Source organism: Microbacterium sp. LWH10-1.2, from assembly GCF_038397765.1.
GTDB classification, from domain to species: Bacteria; Actinomycetota; Actinomycetes; order Actinomycetales; family Microbacteriaceae; genus Microbacterium; species Microbacterium natoriense.
Genome location: NZ_CP151638.1, coordinates 400,694 through 415,055, shown reverse-complemented (window position 1 = coordinate 415,055; position 14,362 = coordinate 400,694). Strand labels below are relative to the sequence as shown.

The window sequence follows — 14,362 nt, the reverse complement described above, 5'->3', positions numbered from 1 at the left end:
GTCACTGCACCAGCCCGATGTTCTTCAGCGTCGCGGTGACCTCCGTGATGTTGCCGGTGAGGAAGTCGTCGAACTCGGCGCCCGTGAGGAAGGCGTCGGCCCAGCCCCTCGTCTCCAGCTCATCCGTCCACGCCTGCGAGTCGTGCAGCTCGGTGACGATGCGCACGAGCTCGTCCCTGTCGCCGTCGGAGATGCCTCCGGGGGCGATCACGCCGCGCCAGTTCGTGAGCACCACGTCGTAGCCGGCATCCGTGATGGTCGGCACGTCGGGAAGCTGCTCGACCGGCTCCTCCGACGACACGGCGAGCGCCTTCATGGTGCCTGCGTCGATGTGCTGCAGGAACTCGCCCACACCGGAGATGCCCGCGGAGACCTTGCCGCCGAGGATCAGCGAGGTCGCCTCGCCGCCGCCGGAGTTGGGCGTGTAGTTGAGCTTCTGCGCGATCTCGGAGCCGTCGAGCCCCGCTTCTTCGAGCATGAGCCCCGCGAGGATGTGGTCCGCGCCGCCGGCCGAGCCGCCCGTGATGGTCACTGCCTGCCCGTTGTCGACGACGTCCTCCACGAGGTCCTCGAGGGTGTCGTACTTCGAGTCCGCCGGCACGACGACGACCAGCGGCTCGTCGGTGAGGCGGGCGATCGGGGTCATGTCCTCGATGCGGACGGCGGAGGCGTTGGTCTCCACTGCGCCGACCATCACGAGCCCCATGACCATCAGGGTGTTCGCGTCCTTCTCGTTCGCGAGCTGGGCGAGACCCACGGTGCCGCCCGCTCCGCCGACGTTCGTGACGGGCGCGGAGTCCACGACCTTCTCCTCCGTGAGCAGCTGCGACAGGGCGCGCCCTGTCTGATCCCACCCTCCGCCGGGGTCGGCGGGGACGACGATGTTCAGGTCGCCGATCGTCACGGCCTCGTCTGCTCCGGCGTCGTCCGATCCGGTTCCCGTCGAGCCGCCACCTCCGGCGCACGAGGTGAGGGCCAGGGTGGCTGCGGCGGCCAGGGCCGTCAGGGTGCCGATACGGGTCTTCTTCATCTTCGCTCCTCCTTGAGCGTCGGGTGCTGTCCGTCCACCTTCGAAGGACGGATGCCGCCGCTCAAGCTTCGGAAACCATTGGTCGCGGTTCTGAAACTATTGGTCGCGAGCGGCGCCTCCCCCGTGTCGCCCCGCACGCGGGCAGCGAGGAGAATGGTCGGGTGGCCTCGAAGATGACGCTCCGGATGCAGCTGCTCGCGCTGCAGGCGCTGATCGTGTTCCTGGTGACCCTGGCCACGGGCATCATCGCGGGGGCGTTCCAGGAGAACGCGCTGCGGGAGTCGTACAAGGACAGGATGCAGGCCGTCGCCCAGTCCGTCGCGCAGCTGCCCACCGTGCTCGATGCCTTCGACGACGAGGACCCGTCTGCGACCATCCAGCCGGTCGCGGAGGTGATCCGCAAGGCCTCCGACCTCGCGTACATCGTCGTGGCCAATGCGGAGGGCATCCGGTACTCCCACCCGCATCCCGACCTGATCGGAGAGCCCGTCTCGACCGATCCGTCGATCCCCCTCTCCGGCAAGATCTACGTCGGGACGCAGACCGGGACCCTCGGCCCGTCCTGGCGGGTGAAGGTGCCGATCCGCGACGACGACGGCGAGGTCATCGGCACGGTGTCGGTCGGCATCCTGGAGGAGGATCTGAGCGCCGACTTCCTCGGCGGGCTGGCATGGCTGATCTCCGCGATGCTCGCGGCGGCCGTGCTCGGCGTCTTCGGCTCGGCGTGGGTGACGTCCGTCATCCGCCGGCGCATCTACCGTCTGGAGCCCCACCAGATCGCGGCGCTCGTGAAGAACCAGGAGACGACGCTGCACCGGCTCAGCGAGGGGGTCGTCTCGGTGAACGGCGCCGGACGCATCACCCTGGCCAACGACGCCGCCGCACGGTTCCTCGGGAGGGATGCCGAAGAGCTCGACGGCGCCGACGCCGCGGAGATGCTCGGGGACGAGCTGTACACGGTGCTGCGCGAGGGAGAGGCGACGGGACGCCCGGTGATCGTGGGCTCGCACGTGCTCGTCGCCCGCAGCACGGGCGGTGAGGTCGACGGCGCCGGCGTCGAGGCGACGCTGCTGCTGCGCGACCACACCGAGCTGCACGATGTCGTGCGCCGCGTGGAGGCCGCCGACGCCATCATCGCCTTCCGTCAGCGCTTCGGCCTGCCCAAGGGCCTGAGCGCCGAGACGCTCGATCGCGTCGCGGGTGCCCTGGGGTCACGAGTCGACGCGTCGGCGAGCGAGATCGGCGAGGCCCTGCAGATCTCCCGCGTCAGCGCGCGACGCTATCTGGAGCATCTCGCGAGCTCCGGCAGGGCGGTCAGGGCGCTCGACTACTCGACGAAGGGGCGTCCGAGCACGCGGTACCGGACCATCGAGAACAACTGACCCCTGGGACTCGGTCCCGTAATGTGCGACACTGGATCGCATCAGACGGCGCCACCGGCAGACCCGGATCGAAGGAGATCTCATGGTTCGCAGTACCTACCCCGATGTCGAGATCCCCGAGGTCTCGATCTACGACTTCCTCTTCGGAGGTCTCGACGAGCCTCGGCTGGACGCGGTCGCCCTCGTCGACGGGGTGAGCGGAGCGACGACGACGTACCGTCAGCTCGTCGGTCAGATCGACCTGTTCGCCGGCGCCCTCGCCGCCCGCGGGGTCGGGGTCGGCACCGTCGTCGGCGTGCTGTGCCCGAACGTCCCCGCCTTCGCGACGGTGTTCCACGGCATCCTGCACGCCGGAGCCACCGCGACGACCATCAACTCCCTCTACACGGCCGACGAGATCGCGAATCAGCTGACGGATGCCGGTGCCACCTGGCTCGTCACGGTGTCACCCCTGCTGCCCGGCGCCCAGGCGGCCGCGGAGAAGCTGGGCATCGACGCCGACCACGTGATCGTCCTCGACGGCGCCGACGGCCACCCCTCGCTGCCCGCTCTCCTCGGCGAAGGGCATCCGGCCCCCGAGGTGTCGTTCGACCCCGCGACGCACCTCGCGGTGCTCCCCTACTCGTCCGGCACCACAGGTCGACCCAAGGGCGTCATGCTCACGCACCGCAACCTGGTCGCCAACGTGTCGCAGTGCCAGCCCGTGCTCGGCGTCGACGAGACCGACCGCGTGCTCGCGGTGCTGCCCTTCTTCCACATCTACGGCATGACCGTGCTGCTCAACTTCGCGCTGCATCAGCGCGCCGGACTCGTGACGATGCCCCGGTTCGACCTCGCCGAGTTCCTGCGCATCATCGCCGAGCACCGCACGACCTGGGTGTTCGTGGCCCCGCCCATCGCGGTGGCGCTGGCCAAGCATCCGATCGTCGACCAGTACGACCTGTCCTCGATCAAGGTGGTGTTCTCGGGCGCGGCGCCGCTCGACGGCGCCCTCGCCTCCGCGGTCGCCTCCCGACTGGGCTGCACGGTCACGCAGGGCTACGGCATGACGGAGACCAGCCCCGCCGTGAACCTGATCTCGGAGACGCGAGACGACATCGACCGCTCCAGCATCGGTCCGCTCGTGCCCAACACCGAGGCTCGGCTGGTAGACCCGGAGTCCGGCGCCGACGTCGAGGTCCCCGCCGAGGGCGTGAGCGAACCGGGTGAGCTGTGGGTCCGCGGGCCGCAGGTCATGGTCGGCTACCTGAACCGCCCGGATGCGACCGCCGAGATGCTGGATGCCGACGGCTGGCTGCACACCGGAGACGTCGCGACCGTGACGCACGACGGCATCTACCGGATCGTCGACCGCCTCAAGGAGCTCATCAAGTACAAGGGCTATCAGGTCGCTCCCGCCGTGCTCGAGGCCGTGCTGCTGGAGCATCCGTCCATCGCCGACGCCGCCGTCATCGGCGCGTTCGACGAAGACGGCCAGGAGGTGCCGAAGGCGTTCGTCGTCGTGCAGCCGGGCGCGGAGCTGGATGCGGATGCCGTCATGGCCCATGTCGCCTCCCACGTCGCCCCGCACGAGAAGGTGCGCCAGGTGGAGTTCATCGACGTCATCCCGAAGTCCGCGTCCGGCAAGATCCTCCGGAAGGACCTCCGCATCCGCACCTGAGACGGGTCCCCCAGGCCCGGTCCCCCCGCTCCCCTCGCTGATTCCGTCGATCCCCAGTCTCCATACGGCGGATCCGCGAGGGGAGCAGTTCCCCCCGGGAACACGAAGAAGCCCGCCGCCCCGGAAGGGGACGGCGGGCTTCTTTCCGCAAGCGGGTGCTTACTCGGACTTCTCCTCGACGGCGTCCGCGGCAGCAGCCTCGGCGGCCTCGCCCTCGGCCTGCGACTCGGCGCCTGCCTCGGCGGCCTCGTCGACGACGGGAGCCTCCTCGACGGGAGCCTCCTCGACGACCTCGGCCGGCTTCTCAGCCTTCGGGGCAGCCTTCTTCGTCGACTTCGCCTTGGGGGTGACGGGCTCGAGGACGAGCTCGATCACGGCCATGGGAGCGTTGTCGCCCTTGCGGTTGCCGATCTTCGTGATGCGGGTGTAGCCACCCTCACGGTCGGCGACCAGCGGCGCGATCTCGTTGAAGAGGATGTGCGCGGCGTCCTTGTTGGAACGCAGCACCGTGAGCGCACGACGGCGCGCGTGCAGGTCGCCGCGCTTGCCGAGCGTCACGAGACGCTCCGCGAGCGGACGCAGGCGCTTCGCCTTGGTCTCGGTCGTGGTGATCGACTTGTGGGTGAAGAGCTGGGCCGCGAGGTTGGCAAGCAGCAGGCGCTCGTGTGCGGGGCCGCCTCCGAGGCGGGGACCCTTGGTGGGCTTGGGCATATCTAACTCCTGGTCAGGAAAGGTCGGGTCAGCTGGCCTCTGCCAGATGACAATCCGGGTGGGTCAGAAGGACTCGTCTTCGCTGCCGCCGTAGAAGTGGGCGCCGTCGAAACCGGGCACCGAATCCTTGAGCGACAGACCGAGCGAGATGAGCTTGTCGCGCACCTCGTCGACCGACTTCTGGCCGAAATTGCGGATGTTCATGAGCTGCGTCTCCGACAGGGCGACGAGCTCGGAAACAGTGTTGATGCCCTCACGCTTCAGGCAGTTGTACGAGCGCACGGACAGGTCGAGGTCCTCGATCGGCATCGACAGCTCGCTGGAGTTCACAGCCTCCACCGGCGCCGGGCCGATCTCGATGCCCTCGGCCTCGACGTTCAGCTCGCGGGCGAGGCCGAACAGCTCGGTGAGCGTCTTCGCAGCCGAAGCGACGGCGTCGCGGGGGCTGATCGCCGACTTGGTCTCGACGTCGAGGACGAGCTTGTCGAAGTCGGTGCGCTCACCCGCACGGGTGGCGTCGACGCGGTAGCTGACCTTGAGGACCGGCGAGTAGATCGAGTCGATCGGGATCTGACCGGCCTCTGCGTACTCGTTGCGGTTCTGCGTCGCCGAGACGTAGCCGCGGCCGCGCTCGATGGTGAGCTCCAGCTCGAACTTCGCCGTGTCGTTCAGCGTCGCGATGACGAGCTCGGGGTTGTGCACCTCGACACCGGCCGGAGCCGAGATGTCGGCGGCGGTCACTTCGCCCGCACCGGTCTTGCGCAGGTACGCCGTGATCGGCTCGTCGCGCTCGGACGAGACGACGAGCTGCTTGATGTTGAGGATGATCTCGGTGACATCCTCCTTCACGCCGGGGATGGTGCTGAACTCGTGCAGCACGCCGTCGATGCGAACGCTGGTGACCGCGGCGCCGGGGATCGACGACAGCAGGCTGCGACGCAGCGCGTTGCCGATCGTGTATCCGAAGCCGGGCTCCAGAGGCTCGATGATGAACCGGCTCCGGTTCTCGACGATCTTTTCCTCGGTCAGTGTGGGACGCTGTGCAATAAGCACTCTGTGTTCCTTTCGATCACATGCCCGCTATATGACATGTGGTGTGGTGAGGTCTTGAGTTGTGGAAGTCATGCCCGCACGCGGGCATGCGAGGGATGCCGTGGCACCCCTCGCATGAGCCGGATCAGACGCGGCGACGCTTCGGCGGGCGGCAGCCGTTGTGCGCCTGCGGGGTGACGTCCGAGATCGAGCCGACCTCGAGGCCAGCGGCCTGGAGCGAGCGGATCGCGGTCTCGCGGCCGGAGCCCGGACCCTTCACGAGGACGTCGACCTTCTTGACGCCGTGCTCCGCAGCCTGACGGGCAGCGGACTCGGCAGCCATACCGGCGGCGTACGGGGTCGACTTGCGGGAGCCCTTGAAGCCCACGCCACCCGACGACGCCCACGCGATGACAGCGCCGGACGGGTCGGTGATCGAGACGATCGTGTTGTTGAACGTCGACTTGATGTGGGCCTGGCCCAGCGCGATGTTCTTCTTTTCCTTGCGGCGCGGCTTGCGCGCGGCGGCCTTGGGTGCAGCCATGAAAATGTTCTCCTAGTCCCTGGGGCCGCGCTTAGCGGGCCTTCTTCTTGCCTGCGACGGTGCGCTTCGGGCCCTTGCGGGTACGGGCGTTGGTCTTGGTGCGCTGACCACGGACCGGGAGACCACGACGGTGGCGGATGCCCTCGTAGGAGCCGATCTCGACCTTGCGGCGGATGTCTGCTGCAACCTCGCGGCGCAGGTCACCCTCCACCTTGTAGTTGCCTTCGATGTAGTCGCGGAGGGCGATCAGCTGGTCGTCGCTGAGGTCCTTCACGCGGATGCTCTCGTCGATCTCCGTAGCCTTGAGGATCTCGACCGAGCGGGTACGGCCGACGCCGTAGATGTAGGTAAGGGCGATCACCACGCGCTTGTCGCGCGGGATGTCAACGCCGGCAAGACGTGCCATGCGGTTCTCCTGGGTGTTGTGGAGGTGTGGAACAGGATCGGTGCCCGGGCCTCCGCCCCGAGGTGTCCCCCACCGGAGTGGGATCTGATCCTGCCTGTTAGTCGCGGTCGGTGAGCGAGCGAAGAGAGACGAGACGCCTCATCGCTCGCGCGACCTGTATTGAGTTGTGTGTCAGATCTCTAGGGATCAGCCCTGGCGCTGCTTGTGGCGCGGGTTGCTCTTGCAGATCACCATGACGCGGCCGTGGCGGCGGATCACCTTGCAGTGATCGCAGATGGGCTTGACGCTGGGGTTGACCTTCATGATTTTTCCTGTTCGCTGTCTTCACCGGGCAGGCACGATGCCTGGGGTGTTACTTCTCGACCGATCAGCGGTAGCGGTAGACGATGCGCCCGCGCGTGAGGTCGTAGGGGCTGAGCTCCACGACCACGCGGTCCTCGGGGATGATGCGGATGTAGTTCTGCCGCATCTTGCCTGAGATCGTTGCCAGAACCTTGTGTCCGTTGGTGAGCTCAACGCGGAACATCGCGTTGGGCAGCGCCTCGGACACGACGCCCTCGATCTCGATGACACCGTCTTTCTTAGCCATAGCCTCGCTGACGCTTCTGCAGACCGGTCGATCTGCGGTGGGTGATTTGGATTGCGGTGCTGCACCGATTCAGACACGCCGAATCAAGGCGCAAGGCACCAAAGATCTATGGTATCCGACGGCGGGGGTTCCGGCAAGCTGGCGCCCCCGCCGTCGATGCATCACTCCGCGACGCGCCGAGCGCGTGCGGCGAGGAAGAAGACGACACCGCTGAGGAGCACCACCGCGCCTCCCCCGATCAGCCAGGTCGACGCCTGGCCGCCGGTGGTCGCGAGCGCTCCGTCGTGGGCGCCGCTCGCATCGCCGGTCGCTGCCGCCGTGGCTGAGGCCGCGGCGCTGGCAGCCGCGTTCGCGTCGGCAGCGGTACTCACGCCCGCAGACGCCCCGTCCGCCCCCGCGTCGGCGTGCACGCCGTTCGCATCCGCGCCGGCATCCGCGCCCGCAGCCACACCGTTCGCATCCGCACCGGCATCCGCACCATTCGCATCCGCGCCCGCAGCCGCACCGTTCGCATCCGCACCGGCATCCGCACCATTCGCATCCGCGCCCGCATCCGCGCCGTTCGCATCAGCGTCGGCGCCCGCGTCCACACCGGGATCGGGGTCATCGCCGCATGTCCCCGACCAGGGGTAAGCGTGCATCTCGTTGCCGCCGCCGCTGGCGAGGAGGTCGCCGCCGACGTACATGCGCCCGTTGGTGTTGGCGATCACCTCTGCGTCGGCATGGGGAGCCAGGAACGATCCGGGGATCTGCGTGGATCCCCCGATCGTCGCCGTCGTCGCGTCCTCGAGGTTCCAGAGGATGGATGCGGCGATGTCGCCGTCTCCCGGCGACGTCATCGCGATGCCGAACGGTGCCCGCAGATCGTTGTAGTCGTACGCGTTGGCCTTCAGGCTGACGGCGCCGCCGCTCACATTCACCACGATCGGCGCGTGCGGACGGATGTTGCGGAAGTAGATCGCGTTCGCGGATCCGAGCTGCTCCGCGGTGACGTCGAACACCTGCAGCTCGTCGGTGCCGGTGCCCCTGAGCTCCATGTCGACCCAGCCGGCCCCCTGCACGGTGACGACGCCGTTGGCGGTCTCGTCGCTCAGCGCGGAGGACCACCCCTCGACACGGCTCTGGAAGGAGCCGTGGGGGTCCAGCGCCACCGGGGCGGTCAGTCCCGTCTCCAGGGACGCTCCGCTGTTCTGGATGCTGCCAGGAGCCGCAGAGCCGCCGATCCTGACGGCTCCACCGGGGTTCGACGTGTCGCCGACATGCAGGACGGCGCCGTCGGCCGTCGTCACGTCTCCGCCGACCTGGAGCTGGGTCTCTCCCGGCGCGGGGCGGATGTCGGATCCGATCGCGATGCCGACGATGAAGCTGCGGTCGATGTGCATGTCACCGCCGACCACGACCAGCCCTTCGGCCTCGGCCGATCCGGTCACGGTGAGATCGCCGCCGACGTAGGTGTTGATGCCCGCGTCATGCACCTGCGGCTGCCACGGGGCGCTCCCGTCGATCCACGGGAACCCGCCGTCCGGCGTGCACATCCCCAGCGGTGCTCCGATGCCTCCAGGCAGCGGAGCGGCGTACGCCGCGGGGGCGGCGCCTCCGGCGATCATCGCGATTCCCACGGCGGCAACGGCGGCCGCTCCTCCAGCGCGCTTCGGGCGCGCGAAATTGCTCTTCATCATGTCTCCCTCCCCGGTTCATGATGGACTTTTGTTACCTTAGCTAACTAATCTGAGCGGCGCCTGGGCGGAGCCGCTCCTGCACACGACGAAGCGGGCCTGCGATAACTCGCGGGCCCGCTTCGGGACGTGTGTGTTCAGGCGTCGGAGCGCCCGGACGACGGTCAGCTGATCAGGTCGGTGAACGTCTTCATGTCCGCGGCATCCTGGAGGTTGAGGCGCTTGCCGTTGACCTCGACGGTCGGCGTCCCCTTGATGTCGTGCGCCTGGGCCTGGGCGGCGCCGAACTTGCGGTAGGTCTCGTCGGTGATGCACGAGGCAGCATCATCCGCGCCGACCTGCTTCGCGATGTCGACGAGCTGCTCGTTCGTGAGGCCGGTGCTGTTCTCCGCGGGCTGGTTCTCGAACAGCGCCTTGGCGAAGTCGAGGTACTTGTCGGGGTTCGACTCCGCGACGCAGACCGCGGCTCCTGCCGAGCGCGACGAGTACTCGGTGCCCTGCGAGAAACGGTCCAGGATCGCGATGGGGTGGTACGAGAGCGTGATGCGCCCGTCGGCGGCTGCCGCCTCGAGGTCGGCGCCGAACTGGTCTTCGAAGCTCTTGCAGATCGGGCACTGGAAGTCCGCGAAGACCGCGATCTCGTCCTTGCCCTCGCCGAACGAGATCGCGCCGGTCTTGGCGTCGAACGTCTGGTTGCTGGTGGGAGTCGCGCCCGGGCTGGTCGCCTGGTTGTTCATGAACCACACGACGCCACCGAGCGCGATCAGCACGACGACCACGGCCGCGGACACGCCGACCGCGAACCAGTTGGTGTTCTTCTTCGCGACTGCCATTGCTTTCCGATCTGTCGAGGCCCACTGTCGTGAGTCCGCCTTGAAGTCCTCGGGCGCAGATGCGCCACACGACTCTATTCTGCCTGGAGAAACCTATGCGGCTGTTGTGACCGCATCCGGGGCGCCTAGGCGATCGGCGTCGGCGTCACGCCGAAGGCAGCGAGACCCGCCGCTCCCCCGTCGGCTGCGGTGAGAACCCAGATGCCGCCGTCATGCACAGCGACGCTGTGCTCCCAGTGCGAGCCATCCGAGCCGTCGACCGTCGAGACGGTCCAGTCGTCGTCCTCGACGAAGGTCGCCTCTCCACCCGCGGTCACCATCGGCTCGATCGCGAGCACCAGGCCGGGCTTGATCTCGGCGCCGGGGTCGGGCGTCCGGTAGTTGAAGACGCTGGGCGCCTCGTGCATCTTCCGGCCGATGCCGTGGCCCACGTACTCGCGAAGGATGCCGTAGGTGTCTCCGGAGACGGCCGAGGGCCCCTGGCCTTCGATGTACCCCTGGATGGCCGCGCCGATGTCGCCGATGTGCGAGACCGACGCCATGGCGGCGATACCCGCCCACATCGAGCCCTCGGTCACCCGGGACAGCTCGGTGCGGCGGGCGACGAGCTCGGCATCCGCGTCGCCGGGCACGATGAACGTGCGCGCGCTGTCGCCGTTCCACCCCTGGTACTGCGCGCCGCCGTCGACCGAGACGATGTCTCCCGCCTCCAGCACGCGATCACCGGGGATGCCGTGCACGACCTCCTCGTTGACCGACACGCACAGCGTATGGCGATAGCCGCGGACGAGCTGGAAGTTCGACTCCGCACCGCGATCCAGGATCGTCCTGTTCGCGGCGGTGTCGAGCTCGAGAGTCGTGACGCCCGGACGGATCAGCGGAGCGACGGCATCGAGCGCCGCGGCCGTGATGAGCCCCGGCTCGACCATCGACCGCAGCTGCGCGGGGGTCTTGTAAATCGAGCGACGGAACATCTCAGACCGCGACGCGGAGGCCGCGGGCGTCGAGCGCCGCGAAGATGCGCTCGGTGATCTCGTCGAGCGAGCCCACGCCGTCGATCGTGTCCACGATGCCGCGAGGACCGTACACGGACAGGATCGGAGCGGTCTCGTGCTCGTAGATGTCCAGCCGGTGCGCGATGGCCTCGGGGGTGTCGTCGGTGCGGCCCTGCTCGGTCGCACGCAGCGCCAGACGCGAGATGCTCTCGTCTCGCGGCACGTCGAGCAGGATCACCGCGTCGAGGCTCTCGCCACGGCCAGCGAGGAACTCGTCGAGGTGCTCGACCTGGTGCGTGTTGCGCGGGTAGCCGTCGAGCAGGAAGCCTGCGGCGGCGTCGTCCTGCGCGAGTCGATCGCGGACGATCTCGCTGGTCAGCTCATCGGGCACGAGGTCGCCGGCGTCGAGGATCGCGGTCACCTGCTGGCCCAGCTCGGTGCCGGCCTTGATGTTCGCACGGAAGATGTCTCCGGTCGACACCACGGGGATGCCGAACGACTCGGCGATGCGCACACCCTGCGTGCCCTTGCCGGAGCCCTGAGGGCCGACGATCAGGAGACGAGCGGATGCGGTCATCGGAGGAGCCCTTCGTAGTGTCGCTGCTGCAGCTGCGCGTCGATCTGCTTGACCGTCTCGAGACCCACACCGACGATGATGAGGATCGAGGCGCCGCCGAACGGGAAGTTCTGGTTGGCGTTGACGACGGCCAGGGCGATGAGCGGGATGAGCGCGATCAGACCGAGGTAGATCGAGCCCGGCAGCGTGATGCGCGTGAGCACGTAGTCGAGGTACTCGGCGGTCGGACGCCCCGCGCGGATGCCGGGGATGAAGCCGCCGTACTTCTTCATGTTGTCGGCGACCTCGACCGGGTTGAACGTGATCGCGACGTAGAAGTACGTGAAGCCGATGATCAGCAGGAAGTACACCAGCATGTAGATCGGGTGGTCGCCCTTGGTGAAGTTCGCCGTGATCCAGGTCACCCAGGCTGCAGGCGTCGAACCGTCCTGCGGAGTGTTGAACTGCGCGATCAGCGCCGGGATGTACAGCAGTGACGAGGCGAAGATCACGGGGATCACGCCGGCCATGTTCACCTTGATCGGGATGTACGTGTTCGTGCCGCCGTAGGTGCGGCGCCCGACCATGCGCTTGGCGTACTGGACCGGGATGCGGCGCTGGGACTGCTCGACGAAGACGACGAGTCCCATCACGATCACGCCGACGACGAGCACCATGAGGAAGATCTCGAAGCCCTTGGTCTCCCAGATGAGCGCCATGGCGCCGGGGAAGGTCGCGGCGATCGAGGTGAAGATGAGCAGCGACATGCCGTTGCCGATGCCACGCTCGGTGACGAGCTCGGCGAACCACATGATGAGTCCGGTGCCTGCGGTCATCGCCACGATGATGAGCAGCTGCGCCCACCACACGTCGTTCGTCAGCAGGTTCTGGCATGCGGCGACGTCGGTGTTGCCGAAGAGCTGCCCGCTGCGCGCGACGGTGACCAGCGTGGTCGACTGCAGCAGCGCGAGAGCGATGGTGAGGTAGCGCGTGTACTGGGTCAGCTTGGACTGCCCTGCCTGACCCTCCTTGTGCAGCGCCTCGAAGTGCGGGATCACCACACGGAGCAGCTGCGTGATGATCGTCGCGGTGATGTACGGCATGACGCCGAGGGCGAAGATCGACAGCTGCAGCAGTGCACCGCCGGAGAAGAGATTGACGAGACCCAGAAGGCCTTCCGTACCGGAGTTCTGCGCGAGACACGCCTCGACGTTCGGGAAGTGCACGAACGGAGCGGGGATGTTGGACCCGAGCCGGTAGATGGCGACGATCGCCAGAGTGAAACCGATCTTCCGACGCAGGTCGGGCGTGCGGAAGATCCGCGCGATGGCGCTAAACAAGGACGTCCTCCTGAAAAGGTTGCCTATCCCTGAGGGATGGCTGAAAGACCAGGGTAACTCAAAAGAGGGGCCGGAGATTTCTCCGACCCCTCTCTTGCAGTGGTTACTTGACGGATCCGCCCGCAGCCACGATCTTCTGCTCGGCAGAACCCGAGACCTTGTCGACCGCGACGGTGAGCTTCACGGCGATGTCGCCGTTGCCCAGAACCTTGACCTTCTCGTTCTTGCGAACGGCACCCTTGGCGACCAGGTCGCTGACGGTGACGTCGCCACCGGCCGGGTACAGCTCCGCGAGCTTCTCCAGATTCACGACCTGGTACTCCACGCGGAACGGGTTCTTGAACCCGCGCAGCTTCGGGGTGCGCATGTGCAGAGGCATCTGCCCACCCTCGAAGCCGACGCGAACGGTGTTGCGGGCCTTGGTGCCCTTGGTGCCGCGACCGGCCGTCTTGCCCTTGGAGCCCTCACCGCGACCGACACGGGTCTTCGCGGTGTTGGATCCGGGGACCGGACGCAGGTGGTGCACCTTCAGGACGCCGGGGCGGGATGCCGGAGCATCCTTCTTCGGCGCAGCCTTCTTGGCGGCGGGCTTCTTCGCAGGAGCCTCGGCCTTGGCGTCGGCCGCGGCCTTCGCCGGAGCCTTGGCCGCAGCGGGCTTCTTCGCGGCGGCAGCCTTGGGGGCCGCTGCCTTCTTCGGGGCCTTCTCAGCCTCGACGGCTTCGTTCTTCTCAGCCATTAGTCGATCTCCTCAACCTTCACGAGGTGGGCGACGGTCTTGACGTAGCCGCGCGTCTGCGCGTCGTCGGGGCGAACGGTGCTGTCACCGATGCGCTTCAGACCGAGGCTGCGCAGCGTGTCACGCTGGTTCTGCTTCTCGCTCACCTTGGACTTGATCTGCGTGACCTTGAGCCGGGCGGCCATCAGGCACCTACCTTCTGTGCGGCGATGGCCTCAGCCTCGGCGCGGACGAGACGCGCAGGTGCGACCTGGTCGAACTCGAGGCCACGACGCGCGGCGACCGCACGGGGCTCCTCGAGCTGCTTCAGGGCCGCGACCGTCGCGTGCACGATGTTGATCGTGTTCGACGAGCCGAGCGACTTCGACAGCACGTCGTGGATGCCGGCGCACTCGAGCACGGCGCGGACCGGACCACCGGCGATGACACCGGTACCGGCAGCGGCCGGACGAAGCAGGACCACACCGGCGGCCGCCTCGCCCTGCACCGGGTGCGGGATGGTGCTGCCGACGCGCGGAACGCGGAAGAAGTTGCGCTTGGCCTCTTCGACACCCTTCGAGATGGCCAGGGGCACCTCGCGGGCCTTGCCGTAGCCGACGCCGACCAGACCGTTGCCGTCGCCGACGACCACGAGAGCGGTGAAGCTGAAGCGACGACCACCCTTCACGACCTTCGACACGCGGTTGATCGTGACGACGCGCTCGAGGAACTGGTTGTCACCACGGTCGCGCGAGTTGCGGTCACGGCCACCCTGGTTGCGGTCACCACGGCCACCGCCGCGGCGGTTGTCGCGCTGAGACGGCTCTGCCTGCGTGGTGCCGGTGGCCGTCTCGGAAGTGGCAGCAGCCGCTTCGGTCACTTCGTTCTCCTTG

Annotated in this window: 17 protein-coding genes; 2 read left to right on the top strand and 15 right to left on the bottom strand. The window is 67.7% G+C overall.

The window, feature by feature from the left end:
• Position 1: 1 nt before the first annotated feature.
• Complete coding sequence (locus tag MRBLWH10_RS01870) at positions 2 to 1,030, bottom strand: tripartite tricarboxylate transporter substrate-binding protein (protein ID WP_341941426.1); 1,029 nt, start codon at positions 1,028 to 1,030, stop codon at positions 2 to 4.
• Positions 1,031 to 1,191: 161 nt separating this feature from the next.
• Here MRBLWH10_RS01870 and MRBLWH10_RS01865 point away from each other — a divergent pair, with 161 nt between their 5' ends.
• Together MRBLWH10_RS01865 and MRBLWH10_RS01860 are read left to right on the top strand one after the other, a co-directional pair.
• Positions 1,192 to 2,412 (top strand): PAS domain-containing protein, encoded by a 1,221-nt coding sequence (locus MRBLWH10_RS01865; protein WP_105673663.1) that lies wholly within the window; start codon positions 1,192 to 1,194, stop codon positions 2,410 to 2,412.
• A gap of 82 nt (positions 2,413 to 2,494) precedes the next feature.
• The gene (locus MRBLWH10_RS01860) at positions 2,495 to 4,072 is read left to right on the top strand and encodes an AMP-binding protein (protein WP_341941425.1); all 1,578 of its coding nucleotides are present in this window, start codon (positions 2,495 to 2,497) and stop codon (positions 4,070 to 4,072) included.
• Positions 4,073 to 4,231: 159 nt separating this feature from the next.
• Here MRBLWH10_RS01860 and rplQ read toward each other — a convergent pair whose 3' ends face one another.
• From rplQ to rpsE, 14 genes are all read right to left on the bottom strand, one after another.
• Positions 4,232 to 4,783 (bottom strand): 50S ribosomal protein L17, encoded by a 552-nt coding sequence (rplQ, locus tag MRBLWH10_RS01855; protein WP_341941424.1) that lies wholly within the window; start codon positions 4,781 to 4,783, stop codon positions 4,232 to 4,234.
• A gap of 63 nt (positions 4,784 to 4,846) precedes the next feature.
• Positions 4,847 to 5,836, bottom strand: a complete 990-nt coding sequence (locus tag MRBLWH10_RS01850; RefSeq protein ID WP_017201565.1) for a DNA-directed RNA polymerase subunit alpha — start codon at positions 5,834 to 5,836, stop codon at positions 4,847 to 4,849.
• Positions 5,837 to 5,960: 124 nt separating this feature from the next.
• The gene (rpsK, locus tag MRBLWH10_RS01845; RefSeq protein WP_050722515.1) at positions 5,961 to 6,359 is read right to left on the bottom strand and encodes a 30S ribosomal protein S11; all 399 of its coding nucleotides are present in this window, start codon (positions 6,357 to 6,359) and stop codon (positions 5,961 to 5,963) included.
• Positions 6,360 to 6,390: 31 nt separating this feature from the next.
• Positions 6,391 to 6,765 carry a 30S ribosomal protein S13 gene (rpsM, locus tag MRBLWH10_RS01840; RefSeq protein WP_047524098.1) on the bottom strand — a complete coding sequence of 125 codons (375 nt, stop codon included), beginning with the start codon at positions 6,763 to 6,765 and terminating at the stop codon, positions 6,391 to 6,393.
• 186 nt (positions 6,766 to 6,951) lie between these two features.
• Positions 6,952 to 7,068 (bottom strand): 50S ribosomal protein L36, encoded by a 117-nt coding sequence (gene rpmJ, locus MRBLWH10_RS01835; RefSeq protein ID WP_005050492.1) that lies wholly within the window; start codon positions 7,066 to 7,068, stop codon positions 6,952 to 6,954.
• Positions 7,069 to 7,132: 64 nt separating this feature from the next.
• Positions 7,133 to 7,354 (bottom strand): translation initiation factor IF-1, encoded by a 222-nt coding sequence (gene infA / locus MRBLWH10_RS01830; RefSeq protein WP_005050493.1) that lies wholly within the window; start codon positions 7,352 to 7,354, stop codon positions 7,133 to 7,135.
• A gap of 161 nt (positions 7,355 to 7,515) precedes the next feature.
• On the bottom strand, positions 7,516 to 9,033 hold the full coding sequence (locus tag MRBLWH10_RS01825) for a choice-of-anchor A family protein (protein WP_341941423.1): 1,518 nt from the start codon (positions 9,031 to 9,033) through the stop codon (positions 7,516 to 7,518).
• A gap of 161 nt (positions 9,034 to 9,194) precedes the next feature.
• Complete coding sequence (locus MRBLWH10_RS01820; RefSeq protein ID WP_341941422.1) at positions 9,195 to 9,863, bottom strand: thioredoxin domain-containing protein; 669 nt, start codon at positions 9,861 to 9,863, stop codon at positions 9,195 to 9,197.
• Positions 9,864 to 9,988: 125 nt separating this feature from the next.
• Positions 9,989 to 10,837, bottom strand: a complete 849-nt coding sequence (gene map, locus MRBLWH10_RS01815) for a type I methionyl aminopeptidase (RefSeq protein WP_341941421.1) — start codon at positions 10,835 to 10,837, stop codon at positions 9,989 to 9,991.
• 1 nt (position 10,838) lies between these two features.
• Positions 10,839 to 11,435: an adenylate kinase gene (locus tag MRBLWH10_RS01810; RefSeq protein WP_105673675.1), complete on the bottom strand. Its 597-nt coding sequence runs from the start codon at positions 11,433 to 11,435 to the stop codon at positions 10,839 to 10,841.
• Positions 11,432 to 12,754: a preprotein translocase subunit SecY gene (gene secY / locus MRBLWH10_RS01805; protein WP_105673677.1), complete on the bottom strand. Its 1,323-nt coding sequence runs from the start codon at positions 12,752 to 12,754 to the stop codon at positions 11,432 to 11,434. Before secY ends, MRBLWH10_RS01810 begins: the two co-directional genes overlap by 4 nt.
• 103 nt (positions 12,755 to 12,857) lie before the next feature.
• Complete coding sequence (gene rplO, locus MRBLWH10_RS01800) at positions 12,858 to 13,490, bottom strand: 50S ribosomal protein L15 (protein ID WP_341941420.1); 633 nt, start codon at positions 13,488 to 13,490, stop codon at positions 12,858 to 12,860.
• The gene (gene rpmD, locus MRBLWH10_RS01795; RefSeq protein WP_067121122.1) at positions 13,490 to 13,675 is read right to left on the bottom strand and encodes a 50S ribosomal protein L30; all 186 of its coding nucleotides are present in this window, start codon (positions 13,673 to 13,675) and stop codon (positions 13,490 to 13,492) included. Before rpmD ends, rplO begins: the two co-directional genes overlap by 1 nt.
• Entirely contained in the window at positions 13,675 to 14,349 is a 675-nt protein-coding gene (gene rpsE / locus MRBLWH10_RS01790; protein WP_258132516.1) for a 30S ribosomal protein S5, read from the bottom strand. Before rpsE ends, rpmD begins: the two co-directional genes overlap by 1 nt.
• Positions 14,350 to 14,362: the final 13 nt, after the last annotated feature.

What these genes read in the sequence shown, in the direction of transcription:
- MRBLWH10_RS01870 (WP_341941426.1), bottom strand. Translation starts at nt 1,030, where the DNA reads ATGAAGAAGACCCGTATCGGCACCCTGACGGCCCTGGCCGCCGCAGCC.
- MRBLWH10_RS01860 (WP_341941425.1), top strand. Translation starts at nt 2,495, where the DNA reads ATGGTTCGCAGTACCTACCCCGATGTCGAGATCCCCGAGGTCTCGATC.
- rplQ (WP_341941424.1), bottom strand. Translation starts at nt 4,783, where the DNA reads ATGCCCAAGCCCACCAAGGGTCCCCGCCTCGGAGGCGGCCCCGCACAC.
- rpsK (WP_050722515.1), bottom strand. Translation starts at nt 6,359, where the DNA reads ATGGCTGCACCCAAGGCCGCCGCGCGCAAGCCGCGCCGCAAGGAAAAG.
- rpsM (WP_047524098.1), bottom strand. Translation starts at nt 6,765, where the DNA reads ATGGCACGTCTTGCCGGCGTTGACATCCCGCGCGACAAGCGCGTGGTG.
- rpmJ (WP_005050492.1), bottom strand. Translation starts at nt 7,068, where the DNA reads ATGAAGGTCAACCCCAGCGTCAAGCCCATCTGCGATCACTGCAAGGTG.
- infA (WP_005050493.1), bottom strand. Translation starts at nt 7,354, where the DNA reads ATGGCTAAGAAAGACGGTGTCATCGAGATCGAGGGCGTCGTGTCCGAG.
- MRBLWH10_RS01825 (WP_341941423.1), bottom strand. Translation starts at nt 9,033, where the DNA reads ATGATGAAGAGCAATTTCGCGCGCCCGAAGCGCGCTGGAGGAGCGGCC.
- MRBLWH10_RS01820 (WP_341941422.1), bottom strand. Translation starts at nt 9,863, where the DNA reads ATGGCAGTCGCGAAGAAGAACACCAACTGGTTCGCGGTCGGCGTGTCC.
- map (WP_341941421.1), bottom strand. Translation starts at nt 10,837, where the DNA reads ATGTTCCGTCGCTCGATTTACAAGACCCCCGCGCAGCTGCGGTCGATG.
- MRBLWH10_RS01810 (WP_105673675.1), bottom strand. Translation starts at nt 11,435, where the DNA reads ATGACCGCATCCGCTCGTCTCCTGATCGTCGGCCCTCAGGGCTCCGGC.
- rplO (WP_341941420.1), bottom strand. Translation starts at nt 13,490, where the DNA reads ATGGCTGAGAAGAACGAAGCCGTCGAGGCTGAGAAGGCCCCGAAGAAG.
- rpmD (WP_067121122.1), bottom strand. Translation starts at nt 13,675, where the DNA reads ATGGCCGCCCGGCTCAAGGTCACGCAGATCAAGTCCAAGGTGAGCGAG.